This window comes from Thalassotalea agarivorans, from assembly GCF_030295955.1.
GTDB classification, from domain to species: domain Bacteria; phylum Pseudomonadota; class Gammaproteobacteria; order Enterobacterales; family Alteromonadaceae; genus Thalassotalea_D; species Thalassotalea_D agarivorans.
In genome coordinates this window covers 2,089,972-2,116,271 of sequence record NZ_AP027363.1, presented here as the reverse complement: position 1 = coordinate 2,116,271, position 26,300 = coordinate 2,089,972, and the positions used below count along the sequence as shown (strand labels likewise).

General features: G+C 41.7%; 21 protein-coding genes and 1 riboswitch. Of the genes, 10 read left to right on the top strand and 11 right to left on the bottom strand.

Translation table 11 applies throughout. From position 1 onward, the window contains the following. Window positions 1–2 precede the first annotated feature (2 nt). From QUD85_RS09750 to cysZ, 3 genes are all read right to left on the bottom strand, one after another. Window positions 3–2,609 (bottom strand): ATP-binding protein, encoded by a 2,607-nt coding sequence (locus tag QUD85_RS09750; RefSeq protein WP_093328328.1) that lies wholly within the window; start codon window positions 2,607–2,609, stop codon window positions 3–5. 163 nt (window positions 2,610–2,772) lie between these two features. After that, window positions 2,773–3,177, bottom strand: a complete 405-nt coding sequence (locus QUD85_RS09745; protein WP_143047927.1) for a hypothetical protein — start codon at window positions 3,175–3,177, stop codon at window positions 2,773–2,775. A gap of 199 nt (window positions 3,178–3,376) precedes the next feature. Next, the gene (gene cysZ / locus QUD85_RS09740) at window positions 3,377–4,123 is read right to left on the bottom strand and encodes a sulfate transporter CysZ (protein WP_093328332.1); all 747 of its coding nucleotides are present in this window, start codon (window positions 4,121–4,123) and stop codon (window positions 3,377–3,379) included. A gap of 204 nt (window positions 4,124–4,327) precedes the next feature. Here cysZ and smc point away from each other — a divergent pair, with 204 nt between their 5' ends. The 3 genes from smc to ligA are packed head-to-tail and all read left to right on the top strand — an operon-like array spanning window position 4,328 to window position 10,997. Continuing rightward, window positions 4,328–7,819 carry a chromosome segregation protein SMC gene (gene smc / locus QUD85_RS09735; protein WP_093328333.1) on the top strand — a complete coding sequence of 1,164 codons (3,492 nt, stop codon included), beginning with the start codon at window positions 4,328–4,330 and terminating at the stop codon, window positions 7,817–7,819. Between the two features lie 11 nt (window positions 7,820–7,830). Continuing rightward, window positions 7,831–8,898, top strand: a complete 1,068-nt coding sequence (gene zipA, locus QUD85_RS09730) for a cell division protein ZipA (protein ID WP_093328335.1) — start codon at window positions 7,831–7,833, stop codon at window positions 8,896–8,898. Between the two features lie 50 nt (window positions 8,899–8,948). Then, window positions 8,949–10,997, top strand: coding sequence for an NAD-dependent DNA ligase LigA (ligA, locus tag QUD85_RS09725; RefSeq protein ID WP_093328336.1), 2,049 nt, complete (start codon window positions 8,949–8,951; stop codon window positions 10,995–10,997). Window positions 10,998–11,067: 70 nt separating this feature from the next. Here ligA and QUD85_RS09720 read toward each other — a convergent pair whose 3' ends face one another. The 3 genes from QUD85_RS09720 to gloB form a co-directional block, all read right to left on the bottom strand. Further along, on the bottom strand, window positions 11,068–11,397 hold the full coding sequence (locus QUD85_RS09720; protein ID WP_093328338.1) for a hypothetical protein: 330 nt from the start codon (window positions 11,395–11,397) through the stop codon (window positions 11,068–11,070). Window positions 11,398–11,426: 29 nt separating this feature from the next. Next, window positions 11,427–13,049, bottom strand: coding sequence for a lytic transglycosylase (locus QUD85_RS09715; protein ID WP_286218667.1), 1,623 nt, complete (start codon window positions 13,047–13,049; stop codon window positions 11,427–11,429). A 101-nt stretch (window positions 13,050–13,150) separates the two neighbouring features. Beyond that, window positions 13,151–13,960, bottom strand: coding sequence for a hydroxyacylglutathione hydrolase (gene gloB, locus QUD85_RS09710; protein WP_093328340.1), 810 nt, complete (start codon window positions 13,958–13,960; stop codon window positions 13,151–13,153). A 96-nt stretch (window positions 13,961–14,056) separates the two neighbouring features. Between gloB and QUD85_RS09705 the strand changes: the two genes are divergently transcribed. Together QUD85_RS09705 and QUD85_RS09700 are read left to right on the top strand one after the other, a co-directional pair. Continuing rightward, on the top strand, window positions 14,057–14,797 hold the full coding sequence (locus QUD85_RS09705) for a class I SAM-dependent methyltransferase (protein ID WP_245732073.1): 741 nt from the start codon (window positions 14,057–14,059) through the stop codon (window positions 14,795–14,797). Window positions 14,798–14,817: 20 nt separating this feature from the next. Next, a complete protein-coding gene (locus QUD85_RS09700; protein WP_093328341.1) occupies window positions 14,818–15,576 on the top strand; it encodes a Nif3-like dinuclear metal center hexameric protein in 759 nt (252 codons plus the stop codon). Between the two features lie 8 nt (window positions 15,577–15,584). On the opposite strand, the gene QUD85_RS09695 is transcribed toward QUD85_RS09700, so the two are convergent. Next, window positions 15,585–16,301 carry an ElyC/SanA/YdcF family protein gene (locus tag QUD85_RS09695; RefSeq protein WP_245732074.1) on the bottom strand — a complete coding sequence of 239 codons (717 nt, stop codon included), beginning with the start codon at window positions 16,299–16,301 and terminating at the stop codon, window positions 15,585–15,587. 210 nt (window positions 16,302–16,511) lie between these two features. Here QUD85_RS09695 and QUD85_RS09690 point away from each other — a divergent pair, with 210 nt between their 5' ends. Both QUD85_RS09690 and lysC read left to right on the top strand, forming a co-directional pair. Then, window positions 16,512–17,015, top strand: coding sequence for an energy transducer TonB (locus QUD85_RS09690; RefSeq protein WP_093328344.1), 504 nt, complete (start codon window positions 16,512–16,514; stop codon window positions 17,013–17,015). A 501-nt stretch (window positions 17,016–17,516) separates the two neighbouring features. Beyond that, window positions 17,517–17,701, top strand: a riboswitch (Lysine riboswitch). Window positions 17,702–17,863: 162 nt separating this feature from the next. Continuing rightward, on the top strand, window positions 17,864–19,210 hold the full coding sequence (gene lysC, locus QUD85_RS09685) for a lysine-sensitive aspartokinase 3 (protein ID WP_093328346.1): 1,347 nt from the start codon (window positions 17,864–17,866) through the stop codon (window positions 19,208–19,210). A 27-nt stretch (window positions 19,211–19,237) separates the two neighbouring features. Here lysC and QUD85_RS09680 read toward each other — a convergent pair whose 3' ends face one another. Next, window positions 19,238–19,720 carry a glutathione peroxidase gene (locus QUD85_RS09680; RefSeq protein WP_093328347.1) on the bottom strand — a complete coding sequence of 161 codons (483 nt, stop codon included), beginning with the start codon at window positions 19,718–19,720 and terminating at the stop codon, window positions 19,238–19,240. 149 nt (window positions 19,721–19,869) lie between these two features. Between QUD85_RS09680 and QUD85_RS09675 the strand changes: the two genes are divergently transcribed. Together QUD85_RS09675 and QUD85_RS09670 are read left to right on the top strand one after the other, a co-directional pair. Then, on the top strand, window positions 19,870–20,424 hold the full coding sequence (locus tag QUD85_RS09675) for a transposase (RefSeq protein ID WP_093328349.1): 555 nt from the start codon (window positions 19,870–19,872) through the stop codon (window positions 20,422–20,424). A gap of 53 nt (window positions 20,425–20,477) precedes the next feature. After that, complete coding sequence (locus QUD85_RS09670) at window positions 20,478–21,341, top strand: NAD(P)-dependent oxidoreductase (protein WP_245732075.1); 864 nt, start codon at window positions 20,478–20,480, stop codon at window positions 21,339–21,341. A 17-nt stretch (window positions 21,342–21,358) separates the two neighbouring features. Here QUD85_RS09670 and sbcB read toward each other — a convergent pair whose 3' ends face one another. After that, on the bottom strand, window positions 21,359–22,798 hold the full coding sequence (gene sbcB / locus QUD85_RS09665) for an exodeoxyribonuclease I (RefSeq protein ID WP_093328352.1): 1,440 nt from the start codon (window positions 22,796–22,798) through the stop codon (window positions 21,359–21,361). A 62-nt stretch (window positions 22,799–22,860) separates the two neighbouring features. Further along, on the bottom strand, window positions 22,861–23,766 hold the full coding sequence (locus QUD85_RS09660; protein WP_093328353.1) for a hypothetical protein: 906 nt from the start codon (window positions 23,764–23,766) through the stop codon (window positions 22,861–22,863). 256 nt (window positions 23,767–24,022) lie between these two features. Here QUD85_RS09660 and QUD85_RS09655 point away from each other — a divergent pair, with 256 nt between their 5' ends. After that, window positions 24,023–24,904 carry an ATP-grasp domain-containing protein gene (locus QUD85_RS09655; protein ID WP_093328355.1) on the top strand — a complete coding sequence of 294 codons (882 nt, stop codon included), beginning with the start codon at window positions 24,023–24,025 and terminating at the stop codon, window positions 24,902–24,904. Between the two features lie 21 nt (window positions 24,905–24,925). Here the strand turns inward: QUD85_RS09655 and QUD85_RS09650 are convergent, their stop codons facing one another. Beyond that, a complete protein-coding gene (locus QUD85_RS09650; RefSeq protein ID WP_093328356.1) occupies window positions 24,926–26,278 on the bottom strand; it encodes an MATE family efflux transporter in 1,353 nt (450 codons plus the stop codon). Window positions 26,279–26,300 lie beyond the last annotated feature (22 nt).

Here is a 26,300-nt window from a genome sequence, read left to right as displayed (position 1 = left end):
CCTTAGCTAGACAATAAGTTTTGACGTGCAAGATAGCGCGCGACTACACGATACCAATTCCAACTCACTTGGTATCTGCCATTAACCAACTCAATAATGCCTTGCGCCATGCAGGTGGCGATAGCAGAATTAACAACCAGCCCATGCAGGCGCAAGTTATTAACAATGTCAGCGGTACTTACACGCCCAAACTGACAAATAACACGCAACACTAGCAGGGTGTTAATATCAAAACTTTCAATAACATGGATATTTTGCGCAATCGGCAGCGTTGCATAGTATTGCTCTTCGCTTTTGTAAATTGACTTTGCAAAGCTTCTTAATGCGATAGCAGGGTTACCATCTGCGTAGCCCCAAAGTATGCGAAATACGCCCGCTTTATTGCGCTTTTCTAGGCTTTGTTGTTCGACATCGGCAATCTGCCTAGGAATGTGCAAATGGTTGTATTGTATCGGAAGCTCCGCCTCTTGCGCCCTTGCTGACAACAATTTAGCGATTTGATCTTCGCTCCAGTGTCCAAGCGATATTTTTTGACTGAAAAAGCCGGTGGCAATGTTAAGCGCACTAATTAGTTGCCAAGCGTTTTGTTCAAAACTCAATACCCAAAGGCATAAACCTTTTAATTCATTAATGAGGCCATAGAGGCGTTTAAGTTCTCTTTGCCCTCCAGGTGTTGCCGTAGCCAAATGATGACAATTGTCCATCAATATGAGTTGAATTTCTTGTTCTTCGAGCGCTTTTGCAATGTGTTCTGTCTTGACCGTTTCAGCGTCAATATTCAGTAAAGTGGCAAGCTGAGCGATGACATCGTCAAATTCTTCCGAGCAGTTAATTTGCAGTGCCTGTGGTTGGCTTTTGGCGATTTCATTGAGCAATGTGGTTTTGCCGATACCGCGTTCACCTATTATCGCTACATGGCTTTTCTCATTAAGGGCAAGCATAGACGATATTTTATCTTGGCTGTAGGCAAGCACTTCTTTATCAATATAACGGGTACCTTTAACAAAGATGTCTTTAATTTCATCGCTCACAAGCTCTGGTTCTTTAAGCGAATCAATAAAGGCTTTATTGTCTTCAGTTAGTCGCTTGCGATAGAGCTCTGTAGTTAACCTGCGGCCTGACTCTAGGCGAGACAGCATTTTCAGTACTGTTTTGGATACGATGAAATAAATCACATAAGCAATGCATATGTTGGCAACGATAAATCCTCTGAAGCCCTTTTTATGAGCAGCAAGAGATTTGATCTGCGGTGCACAGTCTCGGTCTTTTTCGATAAACTCAAAGGCATCACTACGCCATTGATAGATGATGAAAATATAAATAGGCACGATTGCGTAGATAAAGCCGGTAGTCAGCCAACTTAGTAGTGCACCATGCGAAACAAACAGCGCCGATAGCTCAGTGGTTAATAAAAATAGACCTGCCCACCACAACAGCAGTTTAACAGACACCGATTGTTTTTTACTGAGCTCATTAAGTACACCTTGCCTACTACGTTCAATAATCTTATTGAGTAACTTAAACGCAAACACCGTCGTACAAAGCCAGAACACGCTTGATTGCAGAATGTCACTCAGCAGCGGCATTTGTAGGAAATCGATATTATTAAGTAAAAAAGTGAGCAGTAAATACCATTCAATCGGCGTTTTTGTTTGTTCTAAATACCATGTGAACTTGATAAGTTGCTGTTTTAACCCTGTGCGAGGAGGCTGAGATAGCGTTTTATTTCTAAAATCTGGCAAGCCTTGTTTTGCCCATTTGCGCCAATAAATAAAGACAAAAACCGCTAAAAAGAAGGTGACGAATGTGGTGACTAGCCCCAGAGGTGCTTCTATCGCTCGCGTTGGCAACTCTAACGTACGTTGTTTAGCCGCTTCATACATCACCATAGCTTGCAGCGACATGTAGTTAAATTCGAGTTCCGCTTCTTTAAATCCATTAAGTTTGGTGCTGGTATGCAGTTTTACAAATGCATCAGTAGCCTCTGAGAATAAATTCTGACGCAATAAAAAGTAGTTCTTTAATTCAGCATACTGATAAACCAATTGTTGAAAGGTTTCATAATTGTTGACTTGCGCCATCAAGGTAAGATTGGGAGAGGATGCTAATTGTGCTTTGAGCTTGGCAGTTTTTTCCAAAATAACCGGGCGTATACGTGAATACAGTTCGCTATAGTCTTCTGGGCTTCGACTTAATGCGACTACCTTGTCATAGAGCTGATCAAACTCCTCTTCAAAGGCGTGTAGCTGACCGTCTGACACGAACTCAATATCTTCTTGTGTGGCGCTTGCCGATTTTAAACCGCTGCTATCTTTTTCTTGCGTTTGTTTAAGAGAATCTAGCGCCTCAGAGGTGGCATCTAAAGCCTGAGGTTTCTCTACAGGTTCAGCATCTTCTTGTTCTTGAATTTGCGCTTCTGTTTGCTTTTCTTCGGCTTGAACGTCAGTGCTCTGTGGTGGCGTTTGTTTTTTTGGGTCAGTGTCGTCTGTTGGTGTTTGTGTTTGTTCAATCAAAATTAACGAAGGCGCCGGCAGCACCAACTGAGAGGCTTGGCTACTAGCGCAGGTTAAGTAGAAAGCAACCGCTAAGAGTAAAGTCCCTTTGGGCATTGTCTAACTCCGTTAATTTGTTGTTATATAACAGAGTTTATCAGAAATTTTAACGAGTTGTTAATTGGCTGTTAATTAAGGTTTGTTACCACTGCTGTTGCATGATTATTAGGTTTAAACAAAAAAGCCTGCATTAAGCAGGCCTTTTCGAAAATCGAATGTATTAAGGTTGAATTTCTTCTTCTGGATTTTCTGCGACTTCTTCAGTCTCAGCTTCAATCACATCACCTTCTTCTACAATGATATCTACTTGTGTTTTGTCATCTTGTTTAGATAGCACTAGGCGAATCGCTTGGCCACTGACAGCATAATTGACAACTAGCCTGTCATACTTTCTTTCTTGCTTTATCGCTTCACCATATTGCGTTTGGTAAAACTCAAGCACTGTGTCTTTGTCTGCACTTGTATAGAAATTAAGTACAGCCGGTAATTCGTCTGTATATTCAGCAAAGACTTGCGCATCGTCTAGTTTGGCAATGCTAATAGCATGATCATTCGCTAAGGTGCTAAAGGAAACCATACTTGCACAAAATACAACTACGAGTTTGAGCGATTTAAAAAGGTTCATTTCAGCGTTCTCCATGTATGCTCGCTTTATTTTTTTAATCCGACGTGCATTTTGGCTAATACACAGCTAACAATATAAACCTAATTCTAATAGATATGAAGTACTTATCGAACAAACTACGAAATTTTACCTATTTCATTACAAACCAAGCAAGCTATCAGGGCTGTAGCGATAGAAAACCTTTAAAAGAGAGCAAGCTTTAATCGTAATACTGTTTATAGCGGTCAACCCAAAGTGCGGTTGCGCCACAAATAGCTACCGGCATTACTATTAAGTTGATAATAGGGATCATTGAAAAGATTGCCGCGGTAACACCAAAACTATAACTAGTGCCTTTGTTTTCTTTCAACATACGTCGCATTTCGAAAAAAGGTACTTTGTGGTTGTCGAAAGGGTAATCTTTATATTGTATAGCCATCATCCATGCTAAAAACAAAAACCACAGCACTTGCCCGATCACGGGAACAAACCAATACAGTAAAAAGAAACCAATAGCACGTGGTAAATAGTAGATAAACTTGGTCCATTCACGTGACAGCGTTCTTGGAATATCTTTTAAAACGGCAGTAAATCCAGTGTTTGGTGCAGGCTCACCCGTTAACATTGCTTCCATTTTTTCAGCAAGCAAACCGTTAAAAGGCGCAGCAATCCAATTGGCTACTGCGCTAAAGATAAAGGTAAAGGAAATCAGGATAGCGATCAGGGCGACCGGCCAGATTATGTAATGAATAAAGTCGAGCCAATCGGGGATAAAGCTATCAAGTTTTGCAATGTAAACATCAAGCTGCAAATAGATGTAGTAAAACGCGAGACTAAAAAATAAAAGGTTGACGATTAGGGGAATAAATACGAAACGCCTAATGCCTTTTAAGCGAATTAATTCAAAACCTTTCATGAAGTAGTTTGCACCACTTGCATCAATATCCGTTCGGTAATTTTGTTGCATAATTATTTTATAAAATTGCGTGTTATTACATCAGTCAAAGCAGTATAAAGAGCTAATTGATGAATGAACAGTATTGAGCTGTTACAAAGTATTTTTTTTCGTGGTAAAGTTGTCTACAAGGGTGAAAGTGCAAGCTTTATTCGGTAGCTTTGTTTCACCTTGCTATTATTAAAATTATAATAAATATCAAAGGTTTATCATTTAATGCGATTAAAGCATATTAAGCTTGCGGGCTTTAAATCATTTGTCGATCCGACTAAGGTGCCATTTGAACAACAAATGACAGCGGTAGTGGGTCCTAATGGTTGTGGTAAATCAAATATCATCGATGCAGTGCGTTGGGTGCTAGGCGAGAGTAGTGCAAAGAATTTGCGCGGTGATGCCATGACCGACGTCATATTTAACGGTGCCGCTTCGCGCAAACCCGTCGGTCAAGCTAGTGTAGAACTTGTTTTTGAAGACGTAGCAGGCCACTTACAAGATTCCTTAGCCGGTAAAGTTGCTGAACGTAACGAAATATCCATCCGCCGCGTTGTCACAAGAGACGCTACTAATACCTATTTCCTTAATGGTGCTAAATGCCGCCGTAAAGATATTACTGATATCTTTTTAGGTACAGGACTAGGTCCACGAAGTTATGCCATTATTGAACAAGGCATGATTTCGCGATTGATCGAATCGAAACCACAAGAGCTTCGTATTTTCATTGAAGAAGCAGCGGGTATCTCCAAATACAAAGAACGCCGCCGTGATACCGAAAACCGTATTCGCCACACACGAGAAAACCTTGAACGTTTGTCAGATATACGAGCCGAACTTGCCATTCAAATCGACAAATTGCATCAACAATCAGAAGCTGCAAAACGCTTTAAAAAACTTAAGTTTGATGAACGCAAGTTTAAGGCCGAATTAGCAGTTTTGCGTTGGCAACAGTTTCAAGAGAAAAGTGATAGTCATCAGGCGCGCTTAACAAAAACGCAAGCGCAAATTGAAGATTTAGTAGTACTGCAAAACAAGCGTGACAATGATCTTTTTCAAGCTAAGCAAAAGTTGACAGTTGGTGGCGAGAACATTGGTGAGTTACAACAAAAGAAGCTAACGCTTTCAAAGAATATTGCGCGCGCGGAACAAAATATTAAGCATTTAAAGCAGCAACAATTAATTGCTCAGCAAGATTCTGCTAATGCCAATGAGCAAATAAGTCAGGCGCGTCAAGCGATAGAGTCGGAACAAGAGAAAGTGGCTTTGTTGACTGAAACACTCTCGATGCAAATGCCAGACTTAATGGAGAACGAAGAAGAAATAGCGACGCTTCAAGATGCATTAGAACAGTTATTACAAGCACAAGAACTTGCGCAACAAAAATGGCAACAACAACATTTAGCCAAAACACAGCGCAAAGAAATGGCCATGCAGCTTCAGAGCAAAATAGATGCTGCAAAAGCGCTGATTGAGGCGGCGAAAAACCGTCAACAACAGATAAATGACGCCCTCGCAAGCCTATCGACGGATGAAGTAATAAAAGAACAGCAACAACAATTTAGCGAAGAGCACGCTATGTTGAGTCAGCAACATGCCCAAATAGAAGAGTCACTGGCGGAAAGTCAAGCAAGCATTGAGCAATTGCAAGGTGAATTAAGCGAGCATCAGCAAACTTATTCAGCTAAGCAAGCAAGTCATACGTTTGTCTCTAATTCAGCAGAAAAGTTGTCGCAGCAGCTCAGCACTCAACAAGACTGGCAAAAGCAACAAGCGCAGTGGCTTTCTGAGCAAGGGGTGGCGCTGCAACAAGGATTGGCCGAGCAGCTAAATGTAGAAACTAAATGGCAAAGCGCTATGGAGCTTGTGTTGTTTGATTGGCTTGGTGCTCATGTGATTAACGAATTGCCAAACAGCGTTGAATGCGATTCAGTGTCGTTGGTACTAGGGCTTAATAAGGACGAGGTTGCAGCAAAAGCAAATACACTCGCTAGTCAGGTCACTGGCGCGTCGGGCTTAAACTATTTGTTGAATAATATTTTGCTGGCGAAAGATTTTCAGCAGGCTAAAACAATGCTAGGCAATTTGTCAGAAAGCCAAAGTATTGTGACAGAAGATGGCCTATGGATGTCAAACCATTTCGTACGTAAAGGCAGCCAAGATAGCAGCCAAGGTGTATTGAGTTTGCATCAAGAGCTAGAGTCCTTAACTGAACAACAACAGGCGTTAAGTCAATGGCTAGATGATCATCAAGATTCAACGCAGTTAATTGCCAGTCGTTTAGAGGTAGCACGCGAAGAGCGCCTTGCGCTGCAACAACAGTTACAGCAACTATCCTCACAAATGGCACAATGCAAACAGTCTCTGGCTTTGGTGGAGCAGGAACTCGAGCTTCAAACAGGGCAAAGACAACAACTCGTGGATGATTTGGCTTTTGTAGAAGAGCAAATAGAACAAGAGCAAATGCAATTGTTGATGCTGGAAGAAGAACAGTTAGTGGCTGAAGGTGCTGAGCAAGATGATGTTGAAATAGATAATGAAGACGAACAAGCACAGCTGCAATCAAAAGCTAAGACATTGCAACATGAATTGCAACAAGCGAACCAAAAGCGCCATCAGTTAACAGCCCAAATTGAACAGGCAAAAAGTCAAAAGCATAGTAGCGAACAGCACAAACTTCGATTAGAAGAGCAGTTAGAACACTTCAAAGCACAACTAGAAACGAGACGTGCACAATTTGAAGAACAAGCAGCGCCTTTATTAGAAGATGAAGAACAATTACAAATTTGGTTACAAGATGTGGTCGAAGTTGATGAAAAATTGGCTTACATTAATGAACATCTATCAAGTGCGCAGCAAGAAGTAGAGGCGTTGGAGCGCGATAAACAAGCGACAACCGATCAACTGATTACGTTAAAAGAACAAGTGGCTAAACAGCATTTAGATGCGGAGAGCTATAAATTAAGAGCGCAACAAGCGTTGGAGCAACTTGATGAACTCGATGTACGCCTAAAAGATGTTCAAGCTGAAATGCCTGCTGAAGCAAAAGAATCACAATGGCAGGCGCAACTAGCGCGCATTAGCAAAGATATAGGCCGTTTGGGTCCCATCAACTTGGCAGCGATCGATGAATATGACGAGCAACTTGCCCGCAAAGAGTATTTAGATCAGCAAGACCAAGATTTGAATGACGCTATCGAAACGCTTGAAGGGGCGATAGCAAAAATAGATCGAGAGACACGACAAAAATTCAAAGAAACTTTTGAACAAGTGAATACTGATCTTAAATCATTGTTCCCTAAAGTCTTCGGCGGCGGTAGTGCATACTTAGACTTAACCGGCGATGATATGCTTGATACTGGCGTGACGATAATGGCAAGACCGCCAGGCAAAAAAAATAGCACGATTCATCTATTATCAGGTGGAGAAAAAGCGTTAACCGCTTTATCATTGGTGTTTGCGATATTTCGATTGAATCCAGCACCATTTTGTATGTTAGATGAAGTGGATGCGCCGTTGGATGACGCTAATGTTGGCCGATTTTGTAATTTGGTTAAGGAAATGTCTCAAACGGTACAATTTGTATATATAAGTCATAATAAAATAGCGATGGAAATGGCTTCTCATTTAACCGGTGTCACAATGTTTGAACCCGGTGTGTCTCGCATGGTGGCAGTAGACATAGATGAAGCAATAGCCATGGCAGAATTGTCGTAACAGGTTGCAAAATGGAAGATAATTTTAGACTCGTTTTAATCATCATAGCCGCTGTTGTGATCACAGCGATTTTCCTGCATGGATTGTGGACTATAAGAAAAAACAAAAATCCGTACAAATTGAAGGCGAAAGAGAATAAAAGCGAACCAGATTTAAGAAACTTTGATTCGTCTGGTTTTGATCAAGACGGCGTATCAGAAGCTCGTGTCGTTGGCGCCAATAGTTTAACCGGTGAAATAGACAATCCTCCAGCAGAAGAAGAAATTGCTGGTCAACCCGCACCTGCACCACAATACAATGAAGATCCAATTCCTGCAGATTTAAAATTAAAACCGACAATTGCGGAAGAGCCAGCGTTAGACAATATCGACAATTTAAATTTTGTCGCTGATGATCCTCAAGAAGATGATTTCTCGCTGACACAAACCGCAGGCGTTAATGATGCGCTGGCCTTGCCGGAAGATGCACTGCCGCAAGAGCAAGAAGAAACACCAAAAAAAGAAGAAAAGCCTTTATACGAAGCGCCGGTTATTCAGCCAAAACCTGAAGTTAAAAAAACAGTCGCACGTAGAAAGTCGCCGGTAAAGAAAAAGGCGCAGAAAGATCAGCTGGAGATGGATTTCGACAAACATGAAAAGCCTGCTGTCGATCCTGAAGTGCTTGTCGTTTCAGTGGTGATGCCAGAAGGCCTAGTAATGCAAGGTGCTGCTTTACTGCCAAGCCTATTAACCTTAGGTATGAAATATGGCGATATGTCTATTTTTCATCGTCATCAAGACAATGCAGGAAACGGTAAAGTTACCTTCAGCCTTGCCAATATGATGAATCCTGGCACCTTTAACCTCGATAATATGGAAAACTTTGCAACACAGGGGGTTAGTTTGTTTATGACCTTGCCAAATGCGGGCGACCCGTTCGAGGTGTTTGAGCAAATGTTGCATGCAGCTAAGCAACTTGCACAAGAATTTAATGGTCAGTTATTAGACGATAAACGCAGTGTTTTAACTCGACAAACTGAACAACATTATGTGAGTAAAATTCGCGAATTTGAGCGAAAAAACAGAATCTCAACCGCATAACTTTTTAAGGCCAGCGAATGCTGGTCTTTTCATTAACGATACAGATAACTATGACGACAGAATCGCCTTCCTTACGTATTGATCAAATTAAAGCATTAATCCATCAATACAATCATGAATATTATGTACTCGACAACCCCACGGTCCCAGACGCCGAATATGATCGCTTGATGCGCGAATTGATCGAGCTTGAAGCGCAACATCCGGATTTAAAAACGCTTGATTCACCAAGCCAAAAAGTGGGCGGTGAGGCGCTTAAAGCATTTGAACAAGTGACCCATCAAATACCCATGCTGTCGTTGGATAATGTCTTTTCCGAGCAAGAATGGCAGGCATTTGTAAAACGCATTCAAGACCGTTTAGGAAGCCAAGCATCTATTAGTTTTTGTGCCGAGCCTAAACTCGATGGCTTAGCAGTGAGCTTAAGATATGAAGACGGTGTTTTGGTACAAGCAGCGACTCGAGGTGACGGTACGACGGGCGAAAATATTACCGATAATATTCGCACCATCAAATCGATACCATTGAAGCTCTATGGTGAGCAGTACCCAGGTGTACTAGAAGTACGTGGCGAAGTGTTTATGCCAAAAGCTAGCTTCGATGCATTGAATGCAAAAGCAGCCAAAGCCGGCGATAAACAATTTGCTAATCCACGCAATGCCGCAGCCGGTAGCTTAAGACAACTAGACTCAAAAATTACAGCAAAAAGAAACTTAGCGTTTTACGCCTATAGTGTTGGTTATGTTGGTGCTAGCGATAGTAACGAAGTGGGTGAAGAGTGGTTGGCTCAATCGCATTTTGCGCGCTTGGTTCAATTGAAAGAGCTAGGCCTACCCATGTGCCCAGAGGTCGTCTTATTAATGACAGAAGAGGGATGTGATGAGTTTTATCAAGATATTTTGGCAAAACGCGATCAGCTACCTTATGAAATAGATGGCACAGTGCTAAAAGTAGACGATATTGCGCTGCAAGAGCAATTAGGTTTTGTCGCAAGAGCGCCTCGCTGGGCGACCGCGTACAAGTTTCCTGCGCAAGAAGAACTAACAATTTTAGAAGACGTAGATTTTCAGGTTGGGCGTACTGGCTCAATCACGCCAGTTGCTCGATTAAAGCCTGTGTTTGTCGGTGGTGTAACAGTAAGTAATGCCACGCTGCATAATCAAGATGAAATAGATAGATTGGGCCTTCGCATTGGCGACACCGTAGTTATTCGCCGCGCAGGTGATGTTATCCCTCAAGTTGTCAGTGTGGTGTTAGATAGACGACCAGACGACGCCAAGGAGATCATTTTTCCAACTGAGTGTCCTGTTTGTCATTCCGATGTTGATAAACCTGAAGGTGAGGCTGTATTGCGCTGTACAGGTGGTTTGTATTGCGGAGCCCAACGTAAGGAAGCGATTAAACATTTTGCCTCGAGAAAAGCGTTAGATATTGACGGTCTAGGCGATAAATTGGTGGAGCAGTTAGTTGATGAAAAACTAATAGAAACGGCTGCCGATCTGTTTAGCATAACGGAACTTCAAGTATCGACAATGGACCGCATGGGGGCAAAATCTGCGCAGAATTTGATTACCTCCATCGCCAAATCTCGCGCCACAACCTTAGCAAAATTTGTTTATGCACTGGGGATAAGAGAGGTCGGTGAGACAACGGCGCAAAATCTAGCGCAACATTTTCTTAGCTTTGAAGCCATTAAGTCAGCTTCTGAAGAGGCATTACAAGAGGTGCCTGATGTTGGTTCAGTAGTAGCACACAATATTGTTAGCTTTTTTGAGCAAAGCCATAACCTTGAAGTTGTCTCGCAACTGGAGCAATTAATTACTTGGCCGGTTATGGAGCAAAAGTCGAGTGACGAGCAACCACTGCTTGAGCAAACGTTCGTGCTTACTGGTACATTAAGTCAAATGGGAAGAAGCGAAGCAAAAGCGCTGCTTGTTGGCTTAGGTGCTAAAGTGTCAGGCAGCGTATCGGCTAAAACACATTTTCTTGTTGCCGGTGAAAAAGCTGGTTCAAAGTTAACTAAAGCGCAAGACTTAGGTGTAAGTGTAATGACAGAAGACGACCTTGTTACACTACTTAAAGAACATGGCGCAATATAGTGATTTGAATGCTCACGCTATTACGAAGATAAAAAAGCCAGCTTATGCTGGCTTTTTTTATGTTGTCTTTTTAACACTTAAATTCGATGGTCTTAGCGTTGGGAAAGAGTCTATCGCTGATGTTAATAAGTTCGTTAACCGTTTCACCATACAAGAATATATCGTAAGCGTTGTCACTTTTATTAAACAAGCTGACGGTATTGCCTGCAATTTGAATCTTGATTATGTCGGTTTTTAAAACGCGCTTGAAGTTAATGTCGAATAGGCGAGACATCAATGTGCCTCTGATAATGACATAGTCACCATTGTCTACTAATGACTCTTTTTCGATGTATCTCGTTAAAAAAGCCATTAGTAATATCGCTGCCGCGATAACCGCAATAACAATGTAATCTTCCATGAATATGTGTCCCTTATTAAATGATGTTGTTATATGTTATTGGTAACATCAACCGAGAGTTTTAACATTTGCCCCGGTTGAAGATATGTTTTTCGATTCAAATTATTCCATCGTTCAATATCTTTTATCGAGACATTAAACTTATCTGCTATCCGCGCCAATGAGTCACCGCGTCTCACTTTGTACATGATATTTCTCATCACAGCATTTTCAACAGGCTGATGCGATTTTGCAGTAGATGGATTTTCTTGCCATACGACAAGCTTTTGACCAATTTGCAGTGGATCTGTTGGGGCCATGCCATTCCATTTAGCTAATGAGCGATGGTTCACCTTATATTTTCTGCTGATATCCCAGAAATTATCACCCGATTTAACAATATGCGTTGATTTATAACCATTTCGTGAACGATTCTGAGTTTTTACCAAACGTTGCTCTTGCGAAAACGTATAGCTATCAGCTGAACGCGCAGCCACGGGTATCATCAAATGCTTACCAGCACGAATTTGGTGTCCTGAAATACCATTAATTTCTTGGATCAAACTAACACGGGTATTAAATTTTTGAGCGATAGTCCCTAAGGTATCACCACTTTTAATTTTATATCGCTGCCAAGCCAAGCGGTCTTTCGGTTCTAGTTTATCTAAACCGGTTTTGAAGCGCTCTATGCGATCATTTGGCAATAGTAAATAATGTGGGCCGTCTGGATCTGTCGCCCAGCGGTTGAAACCTGGATTGAGACGCTGAAGCTCAGCTAGCGTTAAGTCTGCAAGTTGAGCCGCTTTTGCTAAATCGATTTGCGAACCGGTGTCGACTTTAGAAATAACCGCCTCATTTTCGATAGCGTAAAGCGTAAGGTCGAAATCTGCTGGGCGCTTAACGATATCCGCTAGCGCTAATAGTTTAGGTACATAAGCACGTGTTTCTCGTGGCAAATCAAGTGACCAAAAATCGGTTGGTTTTCCTTTTCGGGCATTGTTTTTAACGGCTCGCATCACGCGGCCTTCACCGGAGTTGTATGCAGCAAGTGCAAGCATCCAGTCGCCATCAAAATATTTATGTAAACGTTTCAAGTACTGAATTGCACCTTCTGTTGATGCAATAACGTCTCTGCGGCCGTCATACCACCAGTTTTGCTTCATGCCAAAACGTTCACCAGTTGCAGGAACAAATTGCCACATGCCAGACGCTCTACCGTGAGAGTAGGCAAAAGGATCGAAGGCACTTTCAACTATAGGTAATAGAGCTATTTCCAGCGGCATATCATTTGCTTCTAATTCTTCAAGAATATAGAACATAAATGGTTCCGCTCGCTTGGCTACTCTATCTAAGTATGACGGGTGTTTTGCGTACCAATTTCGCTGCGCAATAACACGGCGATTTTGTGGCACGTCGAAAGAAAGACCATCGCGAATACGTCGCCATGCATCATAATCAACGTTGACATTGTCGTGGGGAATAGAGAATTCGACATCAGCAACGGGATGAATAACGTCTATCGTTTCATCCTTTAATAAAGCTTGGTTTATATCTGATGGACTTGCGATATCAAGCTCTTGATTAGTGTTATTTGCTGTTGATGCATTGTCAGTGGTACTTTGACAAGCGGTTAGCGCTATAACAGCAGAAACAGCTACGCTGATATATTTCATGTATTCTCTCTATACCGTGGTTAACAAAAGTTTTACTTATTTCTTAAGCTTATTCAAGCTCATCGTTATATTTGTTTGTTATTTATATTTAAATCAGTAGGTTAGAAGTTGTCTTTCCAAGCGCGCAAAATCGCGAAGCATTCGACATCCGAGTTAATACTACCACCTTTTTTACGTGCTGTAGACTGCTTAATCTGCTCTATATGGCAGCGCAAAAATGGATTGATTTTATTCTCTATGGCTATCGAGGTAGGTAAGGTAATTTGATCTCTTTCACGTTTTTGTACAACTTCATCAAAATAGGACTGTAACGCCTGGTTGTTAGGCTCTACTTCCTTCGCAAAGTTCAAATTAGATAACGTATATTCATGAGCGCAGTATACTTGTGTGTCGCCAGGTAAGTGACTTAACTTAGTGAGGGAGCCATGCAGTTGCTCTGCAGTACCTTCAAACATTCTGCCACAGCCTCCAGAAAACAAGGTATCACCACAAAAAAGGTGTTGCTGGTCATAATAGGCTATATGGCCGAGCGTATGACCAGGCAGTTCTATTACATCGAAGCTACCAAAGCCTGTTAAATTTACTGTTTGCCCCTCAGTAAGTTTTACATCTAGTAAGGCAATATTGTCATTGTGTGGGCCATAGATAGTCAGGCTCTCATTTATCTGTGCTTGATACGCTTTTAACTCAGGTAAACCACCTACATGGTCTCTATGATGATGGGTAATAAGTACTGCTACCAGATTGGCGTTATTGCGCTGCAAGTAGTCGATACACACCGCTGCATCGCCAGGATCAACTAACACGATATCATCTGTGGTGTTTTTTAATGCCCAAATATAGTTATCGTTGAACGCTTTTATGGGTTCTACAATAAATGTTGGCTGACTGTATACTGCGGTTTCTGCCATTGAATCGTTAACCTTAATTGATCATCTTTGCATTATGGGTCAATATTAATCCCATTCATTTGATTATAAAGTTGTTTGCTAAATAAGTAACCTAAAATGATAAAACCGGCGCTGTCCTCCTATCAATTCGATTCACCCGACTCCTGGGGTTCTATACCTGCCGGCCATTTAATTTTTGACGAGATTAATCTTCAGCTTGAACAATGGATGCCAAGATTCTTTGGCTATCATGCTTTAAAAATAGGCCCTCTTAGTGCCGCTTTTGATCACAAGGCTTGCGCAATTAAACGAAAGCATAGGGTTAATAGTACCCCTGGTAATGTTGATATTCGCGCAGAATTAGACGATTTACCTTTTCAAGAACACAGCGTTGATATGTGCCTTTTGAGCCATGTGCTACCTTTTTCTCCCGATCCTCATCATTTGCTGCGAGAAGCTAATCGTGTGCTCATTCCTAACGGCTATATGGTCGTGACGAGCTACAACCCTTTTTCATTAGCGGGGTTAAATCGTTTTATTCCCATAAGACGCAAGAAGTCGCCATGGCATGCACGATTTTTCTCTGCTGGGCGGGTTAAAGACTGGCTAAACTTGATGGGCTATGAAATTCTCGATGACATTCGTTGTATGCCAAGTTTTTTAACGTCAAATACCACGCCAGGTAAGGTCACTAGCGCTTGGCATTCACTCGCAAATAAATATTTAACACCGTTTGGCAGTATTTATATTATCGTTGCTAAAAAACGCGTGTTACCATTGACACCAATCAAACCTAAATGGCGCATAGCACCAGGATTTTCGCCGGTAAAAGTGTCGCCAATGAACCGAAACTCATAAGCAAATAGCGCAGTAGAATAATGAAACGATCCGATTTTGAATTTGCCCTGAATCAATTAATGAAACCAGAAATGATCAAGGACTTCTGTCCTAATGGTTTACAAATACAAGGTAGCGACCAGGTCAATAAAGTTGTCACTGGAGTGACTGCTTCTCAGGCGTTAATTGATCAAGCGATTGCAATGGGTGCAGATACGCTATTAGTTCACCACGGCTACTTTTGGAAAAATGAATCGTATGTTATTCGTGGTATGAAATACAATCGCATTAAAGCGTTGCTAGATAACAACATAAACTTGTTTGCCTATCATTTACCGTTAGATATTCATCCAGAATTGGGCAATAACGCTCAATTGGCCAAACTATTATCAATAGCCAATATAGAGCCGCTAGAGCAAGGGAACCCTTTAAGTGTTTCTATGCGCGGCACCTTTGAGCAAGCAATATCAGCAAATGAGCTCCAGCAGCGCATTTCAAGTGCGCTAGAACGCCCATGTCTACATATTGATGCACCTGAAAAGCAAACCATTAAAACGGTTGCTTGGTGTACTGGCGGCGGGCAAGGATATATAGATTTGGCAGCAGAGCAGGGTATCGATGCCTTTATCTCAGGTGAAATATCCGAACAAACGACGCATACAGCACGAGAAATGGGTATACATTATTTTGCCGCTGGCCATCATGCAACAGAGCGCTACGGTGCTAAAGCATTGGGTGAATATATTGCCAAACAATATGATCTTGATGTGACCTTTGTTGATATCGACAATCCAGCCTAATAATTAAATTAGTCAACAAGTGCAGTAAACCACTGCACTATCCGGCCTAACGTTTCATACCAAGCTGTTGTGGTTTTATTGAGTGTCGCGGCGTTAGGCAAGTAATACGTCCAAGATTTATCGCCATAGTAGTTTTTAACCAAATTGCCTGCAGGCGCTGGCATTGGGTCAATACCAAAACGTTTAAAATAGGCCATCGCTCTTGGCATATGAGACGCGCTGGTCACTAAAACCACAGATTTTCCTTGTAAACGTGGTGCAAGTAATTGTGCTTCTTCGTAGGTGTCAAAAGCGTTAACTTCTGTCGTTATTTTACTTTCTGGAATGCCTAATGATTGCGCTGCATTTTTAACAACTTCTGCATTTGGCGTACCTCCCTTATAACTTCCGCCAGATGTTATCAATTCACTTGAAGGATTTTGTTGGTAAATTCTTACCGCTTCTACCAACCGAGCAAGCGAGCAGTATCTTAACTGGCTCGTTGGCGGTAAAGCTGGATCTTCAACATGATCACAGCCCAGTACAACAATGTAATCTATTGGCTTATTTGGATAAGTAAACGCGGTGTAATTGTCTTCAATGGGGTTGAGTAAAAAGTCTGCAACTGCGGGCGTCGCTGCTAGCCATAAAGCAACAATGCCGGCGACTAAAGATTTAAAGCTGAGCTTTGGGTTGGCGCGAAAAAAGCACAGGGCAATGATCAGAAAAATTAAGATAATATTCATTGGCATGACCATAAAACCAATGAATTTTTTAAGTAGAAACAGATCCATAACTGTATTTGACGATTGTTTTAATAGACTATAGCAACGTTAGCCACATTATTACCACGAAAACTTGTGTTAAAGACGTAAAGCTCTTGAAAAGTACTAATCCTTTCGTTATTGTGCAAATGTTTAATAAATAATAAAAATTTAATAAGATTGTGAGGGAATATGAAACAATTTTGGCTTGCGGCGTCTAGTCTTTTACTAATGTCATGTAGTGCATCCGAACCTGTCGAAATAAAACCTAGAGAAAAAGTTAAAATAACCGACGTGTCTTCTTTTGATGAAGTTCACCTAACGCGCATGTTTTGGCTGAAAAAGCACACACCAAACCCAGTTTACCCACCAGCTTATGAATTAAAAGGGTTGAGAGGTTGTATTGATGTGCAGGTACTTATAAATAGTGCGGGTTATCCAGAAAAGTTTAATATTAGACGATCTACCGTTCCGGCAGATTTCGAAAAAGCAACTATCGCGGCATTGCAACAGTGGCAGTGGAAACCAGCGCCATCGAATGCGGATTACAAACCTGTTTTAACCTCTGTTCAGTTTGAATTTTCGACCAAACAGCACAAGGGAAGAAGTAATAAAGCGTTAACTAATTATTGCGTGGCTAAACTAAGAGACACTGCGGCTCAAAAAAGAGCGAGTGATGAAGTATTTAGTCATTAGTGAGTAATGAATGATAACGGGTAAATTAGAATCGCTTGATTTGCCCGTTTTTTATAGCAATTAGTGGCGCAGTTGATTAGCGCTCTAGGCTACTGATACATGTTAACTTGCGGCGGCAAATACAACGCATAACACGAAAAACCACAAAAAGTGCCTTAGTAATGTACTCAAACGCATTTGATTAGTCCTTTCTTAAACGTTACTACTGAGTAAATATCAATCAACCCTACCTTACTACGAATTCATTAATAGTCAAAATAAAATTACCTGTTTTTTCGTACTTTGTGCTTTAATTTATGTATTATAGTAAATAAATGTAAAACTATGGTTGGCCTACATCGCCTTATAAGCCTAATGTTTTATAAACTGTATGAGTAAAAACATAGAAAAACAGCGCTTATAACAAAAAAATAGTTAACAGTGCAGATAAGTTATTGCATTTGTTCAATAGATACGGTTAAATAACGCCGCTTTTCGGTTAATGTATTAAAAATTAACCAAGGCACCAGAAGAGGTGCATTAGCCAGGTATGCAACTGAAGAAACCACTATTTCTATGCAGGTTGCAGAGGGGGACTAATGCCGAGGAACTTAACCCAGTGGATGTTGAGTTTCGGTCGCCAAGGCTGAATCCTTGGGGCTGTCACCGCTCTAATCAAAAGAGCAAGGTGGAGGGCTTCTGGCTGAAAATGTTTGTTGCACCTTTTCTATTGTCAGCGCACCTTATCAGTCATGCTCTTCCTTATTTGTCTTATGCACGTTAGCATATAGGGAGACTTTTATGTTTTTTACTTTAAATGCGGGTTTAAGTAGCCGTAATTGTATTTTTCAGCTTTTGGGGGTGGCTTAATGAGTCAGCTTACCGTCGCTAAATTTGGTGGAACCAGTGTCGCAGATCATCAAGCGATGTTGCGTTGTGCCAATATTGTTAAAAACAGACCTGAAACTCGCGTCGTTGTTGTGTCAGCGAGCGCAGGTGTGACCAACCATCTTGTACGCTTAAGCCAAGAAAACGTTTCAACGCAAGAGCGTGAGCAAATCATTGCAGAAATCAAAGCCATTCAGGTCAATATTATCGAGCAATTAGAGCAACCACAGAAATTGCTGGGCCAAATCGAGGCATTATTGACTGAACTTGCCGAGCTTGCTTCACAACAATCTATGCAGCACACAGGCCAAACAGCGGACGCAATTATGAGTTTCGGTGAACAAATGAGTTCATTGCTATTCACCCAAGTGTTGCGCTCGGTAGGTGTTGATGGCGAAAGGTTTGATGTGCGTGATGTCATGGCTACGAATAGCTTGTACGGTAAAGCAGTGGTAGAGGTTGATCTACTAGCGACACAAGCGCAACAGAAATTGTTGCCAAAGCTTGCAGATAAAGTTGTAGTTACACAGGGTTTTATTGGTAGAGATGGCCTCGGCAATACCACTACGCTTGGGCGTGGCGGCTCAGACTACAGTGCAGCATTACTTGCAGAAGCGTTAAACGCAGATAATTTAGCAATATGGACGGATGTAGTCGGTATTTTTACGACAGATCCTCGCATTACCGCACAAGCTCGAGCGATAGACGAAATTAGTTTTGGCGAAGCGGCGGAAATGGCAACATTTGGCGCAAAGATATTGCACCCTGCAACGTTGATTCCGGCGATGCGTTGTAATATCCCAGTATTTGTAGGCTCTTCTAAAGAACCTGAAAGAGGCGGCACACGCATACAACAAACGGTAGCATCAAATCCAACATATCGTTCTATTGCGCTTCGCAGAGAACAAACCTTAGTGACAGTAAAAAGCCCTGCGATGTTACATGCGAGCGGTTTTTTGGCGAAGGTATTTGCCATTCTTGCCAAGCATGAGCTGAGTGTAGACTTGATCACCACAAGTGAAATTAGTGTTGCTTTAACCTTTGATAATCCAACCGGTTCGACACAAGCATTAATCAATTCCACTGTGGTTAAAGAGTTAGAACAGTTGTGTGAGGTTTCTGTTGAGCACGGTTTATCGTTAGTGGCCGTAATTGGCAATAACCTGCATCAAACCAGTGATTTAGGTGAGCAAATTTTTGATAAGGTGGAAGATACGGTTATTCGTATGATTTGCCATGGTGCGAGCCCGAATAATGTCTGCTTTCTTGTGCCAGAGCAAGCGGCCAACGGCGTCGTCGAGAAGCTCCACGACACCTTGTTTGTTTAAAGAAAAAGGCGACAATAGTCGCCTTTTTTATAGTAATTTTTCGATGTCAGCTTTAATAGCTTCTGGCTTTGTTATCGAGCCGTAACGTTTTACCACCTTGCCAGACTTATCCACTAAAAACTTAGTAAAATTCCATTTTATCTTTTCACTGCCTAGCACACCTTTAGCTTCTTGTTTCAGGTATTTGTAAAGAGGATGTGCGTTGTCACCATTGACATCAATTTTTTCAAACAGTGGAAAGGTAATATGGAAATTTAAGTCACAAAACGAGGCGATTTCTTCGTTGCTACCTTTTTCTTGTTTACCAAACTGATTACAAGGAAATGCCAACACCTCAAGGCCTTTGTCTTGAAGCTCTGCGTAAAGATTTTGTAAGCCTTCATACTGTGGCGTAAAACCACATGCACTTGCCGTATTAACGATAAGTAATACTTTGTCTGCAAACTTTTCTAATGCAACGTCTTCGCCCTTGTAGTTCTTGGCGGAAAACTGATAGATGGATTGACTCATATCTTCCTCAAAAAATGAAAAATGTACGTTCAATGTAGCTCAATTGGATCAGTAATCCCACAAATATTTGGGGTCAGAACATGTTCTGACCCCAACCATTAAAAATGGACTATGCTTAAACAAGTTCAACTGTTTCAAGGAGGAAACTTATGGCGAGATCACTTCGCAACATCACCCCAGGTGTACCGCAGCACATTATTCAACGTGGCAACAATCGACAACGCTGTTTTATGCGTCCACAAGACTTTGTCACTTACCTGAATTACCTAAAGGTTTATTCATCTATTGAGCATGTTGAGATTCATGCGTGGGTACTTATGCCAAACCACGTACACATACTTTGTACTGCTAAAAATGAACAAGCAATCAGTAAAATGATGCAATCGATTGGCAGAAGATATGTTAGGTATTTCAATTACATGCATGAAAGAACAGGAACATTGTGGGAAGGACGTTTTAAGTCTTTTGCAGTCGAGCAGGAAGAGTATTTACTTGAGCTCTATCGCTACATTGAGTTGAATCCGGTGCGTGCAAACATTGTACAATTGCCCGAACATTACCAATGGTCTAGCTATGTTGTGAACGGGTTAGGAAAAAATTCTAGTTTATGTAATCCCCACGATGTATATACTAGGCTGTCTAAAAATAGCGAACGTCGCCGCACAAGTTATCGCGACTTTGTTAAGCAAGGTATTGAGCAATAATTATTGAAAATTGGGGTCAGAACATGTTCTGACCCCAAATATTGGGATAGATGATGAGATTAGCATTTGTAGGGTTAGGTGTCATGGGGTATCCAATGGCAGGGCATTTAGTCAACGCAGGTCATGATGTGACGGTGTATAACCGCACAAAAGAAAAAGCACAGCGTTGGGCACAGCAATATGGTGGTCAGGCGGTTGATACGCCGCGAGAGGCTGCGGAAAATGCAGACATTATCTTTTGCTGTGTTGGTAATGATGATGATGTCAGAAGTGTTGTTTACGGAGACCAAGGTATACTTGCTGGTGCGTCGGAAGGTGCAGTGCTAGTAGACCATACAACAGCGTCAGCTGAACTTGCTAAAGAGTTAGCAGATAAATGTGCTGCGCAATCTATCGGTTTTCTAGATGCGCCAGTATCTGGCGGCCAAGCAGGTGCAGAAAACGGTGTTTTAACAATTATGGTAGGTGGTGATGAAGCCACCTTCGAGCGCGTTAAACCTGTTATGGATGCTTACGCAAGATTTAGCCAATTAATGGGCATTGTAGGTAGCGGACAACTCGCCAAAATGGTTAATCAGATTTGCATAGCTGGGTTAGTGCAGGGCTTGGCGGAGGGTTTTTCGTTTGCTGAAAAAGTCGGTTTAGATCCTAAGAAACTCGTCGATACGATCAGTAAAGGAGCAGCAGGGTCATGGCAAATGGAAAATCGTTATCAAACCATGTTTGCCGGTGAATATGATTTTGGTTTTGCCGTCGACTGGATGAGAAAAGATCTAGCTATCGCCTTTGAAGAAGCGAAAAAGCATGATGTTGCACTGCCTGTCACTCAACTGGTTGATAGCTATTATAGTGAAATACAGAAAATGGGCGGCAATCGCTGGGATACCTCTAGTTTAATCGCTCGATTCAAATCGTAATCGAGCAGCTAAACGTTTTAGTTAGCCCCTACGTAGCTGGCAAGCGCTTTTAAGATTGCCATCTTCTTTTCGTTGCCTTCATGTTCATACGCCATGTTCTCAATCTTAAGCATGTATTCGTCGACCGTGAGGGCACCCTTTTCGCCAAACTGCATTTTTTGCTGACAATACTGTTGCCACTTCATTTGTTCTTCGCTCGTTAACGTCAAAGGAAAGTTGCGCGCCCTGTAGCGGAACAACATGGTTTCAAATCTCGCTTCGGTAAATTGAAAAGGGTGAGTTGCTAATTGTTCAACAGGGATCTGATGTAAAATATCCATTTGCGCTTTGTCGGTATTGGATATGAAACCGCCACTATACAATGCGTGTTCAGCATCCACCTCTACATCTTCGTCGTATCGCTCATTAAATACTTCGACAAGCTTTTCACGGATTTCAGAAGCATGCTCTTTTAACAGCTCAAGGTGCGCTAAACACTTTTCTCTGTCTATATCTAAGCGCGCCGCGTTTTCTGGTAAAAGCGTTTTAGCTGGCGCAACCACAGGGCATTTATTGGCATGAATTAACTTAACCGCAACAGGCAGTTCACCTTCGGCAAGCTCACTGCGCCTTGTATAAAGTCGCGTTTTTATTTGTTCAGCATCTAGGTCTATTAACGGTGAAGGATCGTACGCAAGATCAACCGCTATATACGCATTTTTATTACTCGGATGATAACTTATTGGCGCAAACCATGAGGTGCAACCATGTGTTGAAGGAATGCGAGATGTCGTATGTACAATCGGCGTTAAGTTGTATACGTCAATGTGTTTATTAACTTCTTTTTTGTCTCTTAGGTTAAAAATGAAATCATATAACTTGGGTTGTTTTTCTTTGATCAGCTTAGCCATTGCAATAGTTGCATATACATCGCTCATTGCGTCGTGAGCAGCTTCGTGACTGATGCCGTTTGCCTGGGTTAGTAACTCTAGTCTAAAACTGACCTTACCTTCCTCTGTTTCAGGCCAATTGATTCCCTCTGGTCTTAAGGCATAGCATGCCCTTACCATATCAATAATATCCCAACGGCTATTACCATTTTGCCATTCGCGCGCATAAGGATCATAAAAATTACGATAGAATAGATAGCGAGATACTTCATCGTCAAAGCGGATACTATTGTACCCTGCGACACAGGTATTTGGCTGAGACATTAACTGATGAATACGCGTTGCAAATTCTGCTTCTGTTAGCCCTTCATTTAATGCTTTTTGAGGGGTAATACCTGTTACCAATGCAGCTTCCGGATGAGGCAAGTAGTCAGCTGGCGGCTTACAATAAAACACTTCAGGTTCGCCAATAATGTTTAAATCATAATCTGTGCGAATACCGGCAAATTGAGAAGGCTTATCAAACTTCGGGCTGACACCCCAAGTTTCATAATCGTGCCACAAGATGGTGGGTTGGTTTGTTGTCATCAGGCAAAAATCATTTTTATTTTGCGCTTAATTTATCATGATTTAGCGCTAAAACCTATGATCTAGATTTCATCTAAAAAGGTTTTAAGTTCTAACTTGATACCATAAGAATTATCTTGCACGTAAAAATGTGCCAAATCGCTGTTGTATCCTGTTCTAAAGAATAAGGTGATGGGAATATCGTCAAATATGCCTTTAGTTAATTCAAGTTCAACGGTGTTGTATTTAAACGGGTTTTTATAGCCTGTTATATAGTTGATGTTAATTTTAAGGTCGCGAAATGTTTCACTGGCAAAACTCGATAGCCGCGCTTGATAAAATATGCCGTTCACTTGTCGTATTTCGAGTTGATTATGTTGATCTTCAAACGGATAGTATTGTTCAATTTCTCCCTGTAGTGGTCCATCCTCTAAAAAGTATCGTAAATTGACCATGTGGCTAACATCAAAGTTAATATTGAAGGCATTTTTATGCTCATAAAAATAACGAGTACCAACATAGTCATAACCGCGGCTAATATAGTCTATGGCATGTTCGGGCTCATCTAAGTCTTGTTGTGCTTGCAAGTATGCTTGTTCGGAGTTAATACTTTGCCCGTTTGATTCATGCCCAAAGGTTGCGTCTATATAGTGATCTTGTTTTCCCAACCAGAATCGATAGAACATTTCTGGATTAAATCGTTTGCCTATCACCGGCGATGAGTCGCGTGTTCCCCAGTAGAAACCAAATCTTACCGATACTGCAAAGTACAGGCCGTGGCTATTGTCTTCACTGTATATGCCAGAATGAAACATAGGGTACATTTGTGATAACAGCACATCGATGAATGCTTCGTCACGAGTATAGTTTATGCCTATCGTATTCGGTTCAAACGATTGAAGTTTTATTTCGCGTTCTTCTTCAGCCAAGCTTTGAACTGATAACAAAGTTAAAGTAAGTGAGAAAACTACTATGTTGAGATGACGCATCAGGGCCTCCGCATCCTTGCTTGATACTTTAAAGCTAGTAAAACGTTGAGATTTTGCCAATTTTTGAATTAAAGTGATCTTTCATAAGGAGCTAGGCGTAAATAATACGGCTGTGTGTCAAAGCACAGAAAATATGCTCGCTTCGGCCAAAATGCGGGACATTTCCCCTGGGTCAGTAGTTTTGACCCATTTCCCCCTTTCTTTCAATGAAAATTCCCTCTAAAATCGCCACACTACAACAAGTTAAGGTAAAACAATGAAGCGTTGCGCGATTTTAACCATGGAGAATCTCGACGAATTTGAAGTATACGACGAGCTTTTTTATCCTCATTTAACAGCACTTGGTTGGCAAGTTAGTGAAGTACCTTGGCGCGATCAATCCGTTAATTGGAATGATTTTGACGTGGTACTGATTCGCTCGCCTTGGGATTATCAAGATGACGCGGATGCCTTTATGGATACGCTGCAACGGATAGAGGAAAGTAACGCTAAGTTAGAAAATAGCCTTAATATTGTAACGTGGAATATTAATAAGAAATACCTAAAAGACTTGCAGCAAAAAGGTGTAAATATTGTACCTACGCTGTGGTTCGACGAATACAATAAAGATGCAATAGCACAAGCTTTTACTCACTTTAACGTTGATGAAATCGTGGTTAAACCATGTGTTAGTGCAAATGCAGATAATACGTTTAGACTCACTAAAGGTTTGTTTGAACAGTCTTCAACGGCGTTGTCTGAAACGTTCGCAGCTCGTGATTTCATGGTGCAACCATTTGTCAAAAACGTGGTAGAAGAGGGTGAGTATTCCTGCTTCTATTTTAATGGTGAATACAGTCATACCATTTTGAAAACGCCAAAGAAAAATGATTTTAGAGTACAAGAGGAGCATGGCGGTAGTTTGGCCTCAGTTTCGCCTGAAGCGAAACTAAAGCAACAGGCGTCTCACGCGCTAGCACAAATAAGTGAATCCTTGGCATATGCTCGCCTTGATTTCGTGCGAATGGGGGATTGTTTTGCAATGATGGAAGCCGAACTCATCGAACCATCACTATACTTTAATATGGACGAGCAATCGGCTAAAAGATTTGCGCAGGCGTTTGATAAACGTATGCAAACCATGCATAACATTAGCTAGCTAGGTAATAGTTTTGCGCAACTATTGTTGCGCATAAACGCCTTTATCTTGCCATTTTTTCGAAAGCCAACGGCGGTAGTTAATGGTGCCTCGAATACATTCGTCAATTGAGGTGCCAAGCCATATTCCTATCAAACCTAATCCCATCCAGATACCAAAGATGTAGGTCATCGGCAGCGCTACAAACCACATCATAGTAAAACCATAAACCGAGATATACTTTGAGTCTCCACTGGAGCGCAACGCTGCACCTACAATGAGATTAGATGCCCGACCGATTTCACCAATAAAGGCGATCATAAGCACACTCGCACCTAACGCCCAAATTGCTTTATTGTCGGTAAATATTGAAAACAGTTGGTCGGAGATTAAGATCATCGTAGACATAAAAACAATTACGCCAACGATTGCTATTTTTAGCCCTGAAATGAGCGCTTTATGCGCTTCTTCAAAACGCCCGCCACCCACAAAGAAGGCGACTTTGATTTGTACACCACCGGAAATGGCTACGCAGTATAAAATTGCGGTGAATAATAGGTTAAATGCATAAATACGGGTGGCCAATGCCACTTCACCCATAGTAACAACCATCGCTGTCATGATAATTTGCGTGAAATTCCAAGACAAAGGCTCTATTACTGCTGGCGAGGCGATGCGCATAATCGGGCGAGCCATATCCGTAAACTTAGGTAAACTCCAAGGAATATTTACGCGTATCTTTTGTCCCCATAAAATCACGGCAAGACTAAATAAAAAGCTAATCCCCCATGCCGTTACAGAAGCAATCGCTATACCTTGTACGCCAAGAGCAGGGAAACCATATTTGCCATCTATCAACACGTAATTTAAGGCGATGTTAATCACCGACATTAGCGCCGTAGACCACATATTCCAATGGGTTTTACCCTGCGATGCTAAAATCGCCGCTGCGGCGAAGCGCAATGCCAGCAACCAACTACCAAGGCCTAATGTGCTCATATAGATGCTTGCCATGGTATTCATTTCAGCCTCAAGGCCCATAACGTTGGCAAAGAAACTAGCGCCAAAATAGAAGAACAATGACATGGCAAGACCGAAACCAATTGCTAACTGCATGATTACGCCATAAGTGCGCGACAGTTTTTTGTGATCATTGGCGCCAATTCGTTGTGACGCCACGCCACTGCCGGCTTGATAAAGCGTGCTATATACAGAGAATGCAATACCTAGAATAGGCATAATTGCGCCTACAGAAGCAGCCGCCGCGTCTGAGATCCTACTTAAAAACCACGCGTCGGCTATATTGACCATAAAGACAAAAAACAAGTCGATAAAAATCGGCCACGTTAAACTAAACAGGCTACGATCGGCGATGGATGCATTGGTTTTGTTCAAGGAATTATTCTTGTGAATGGAA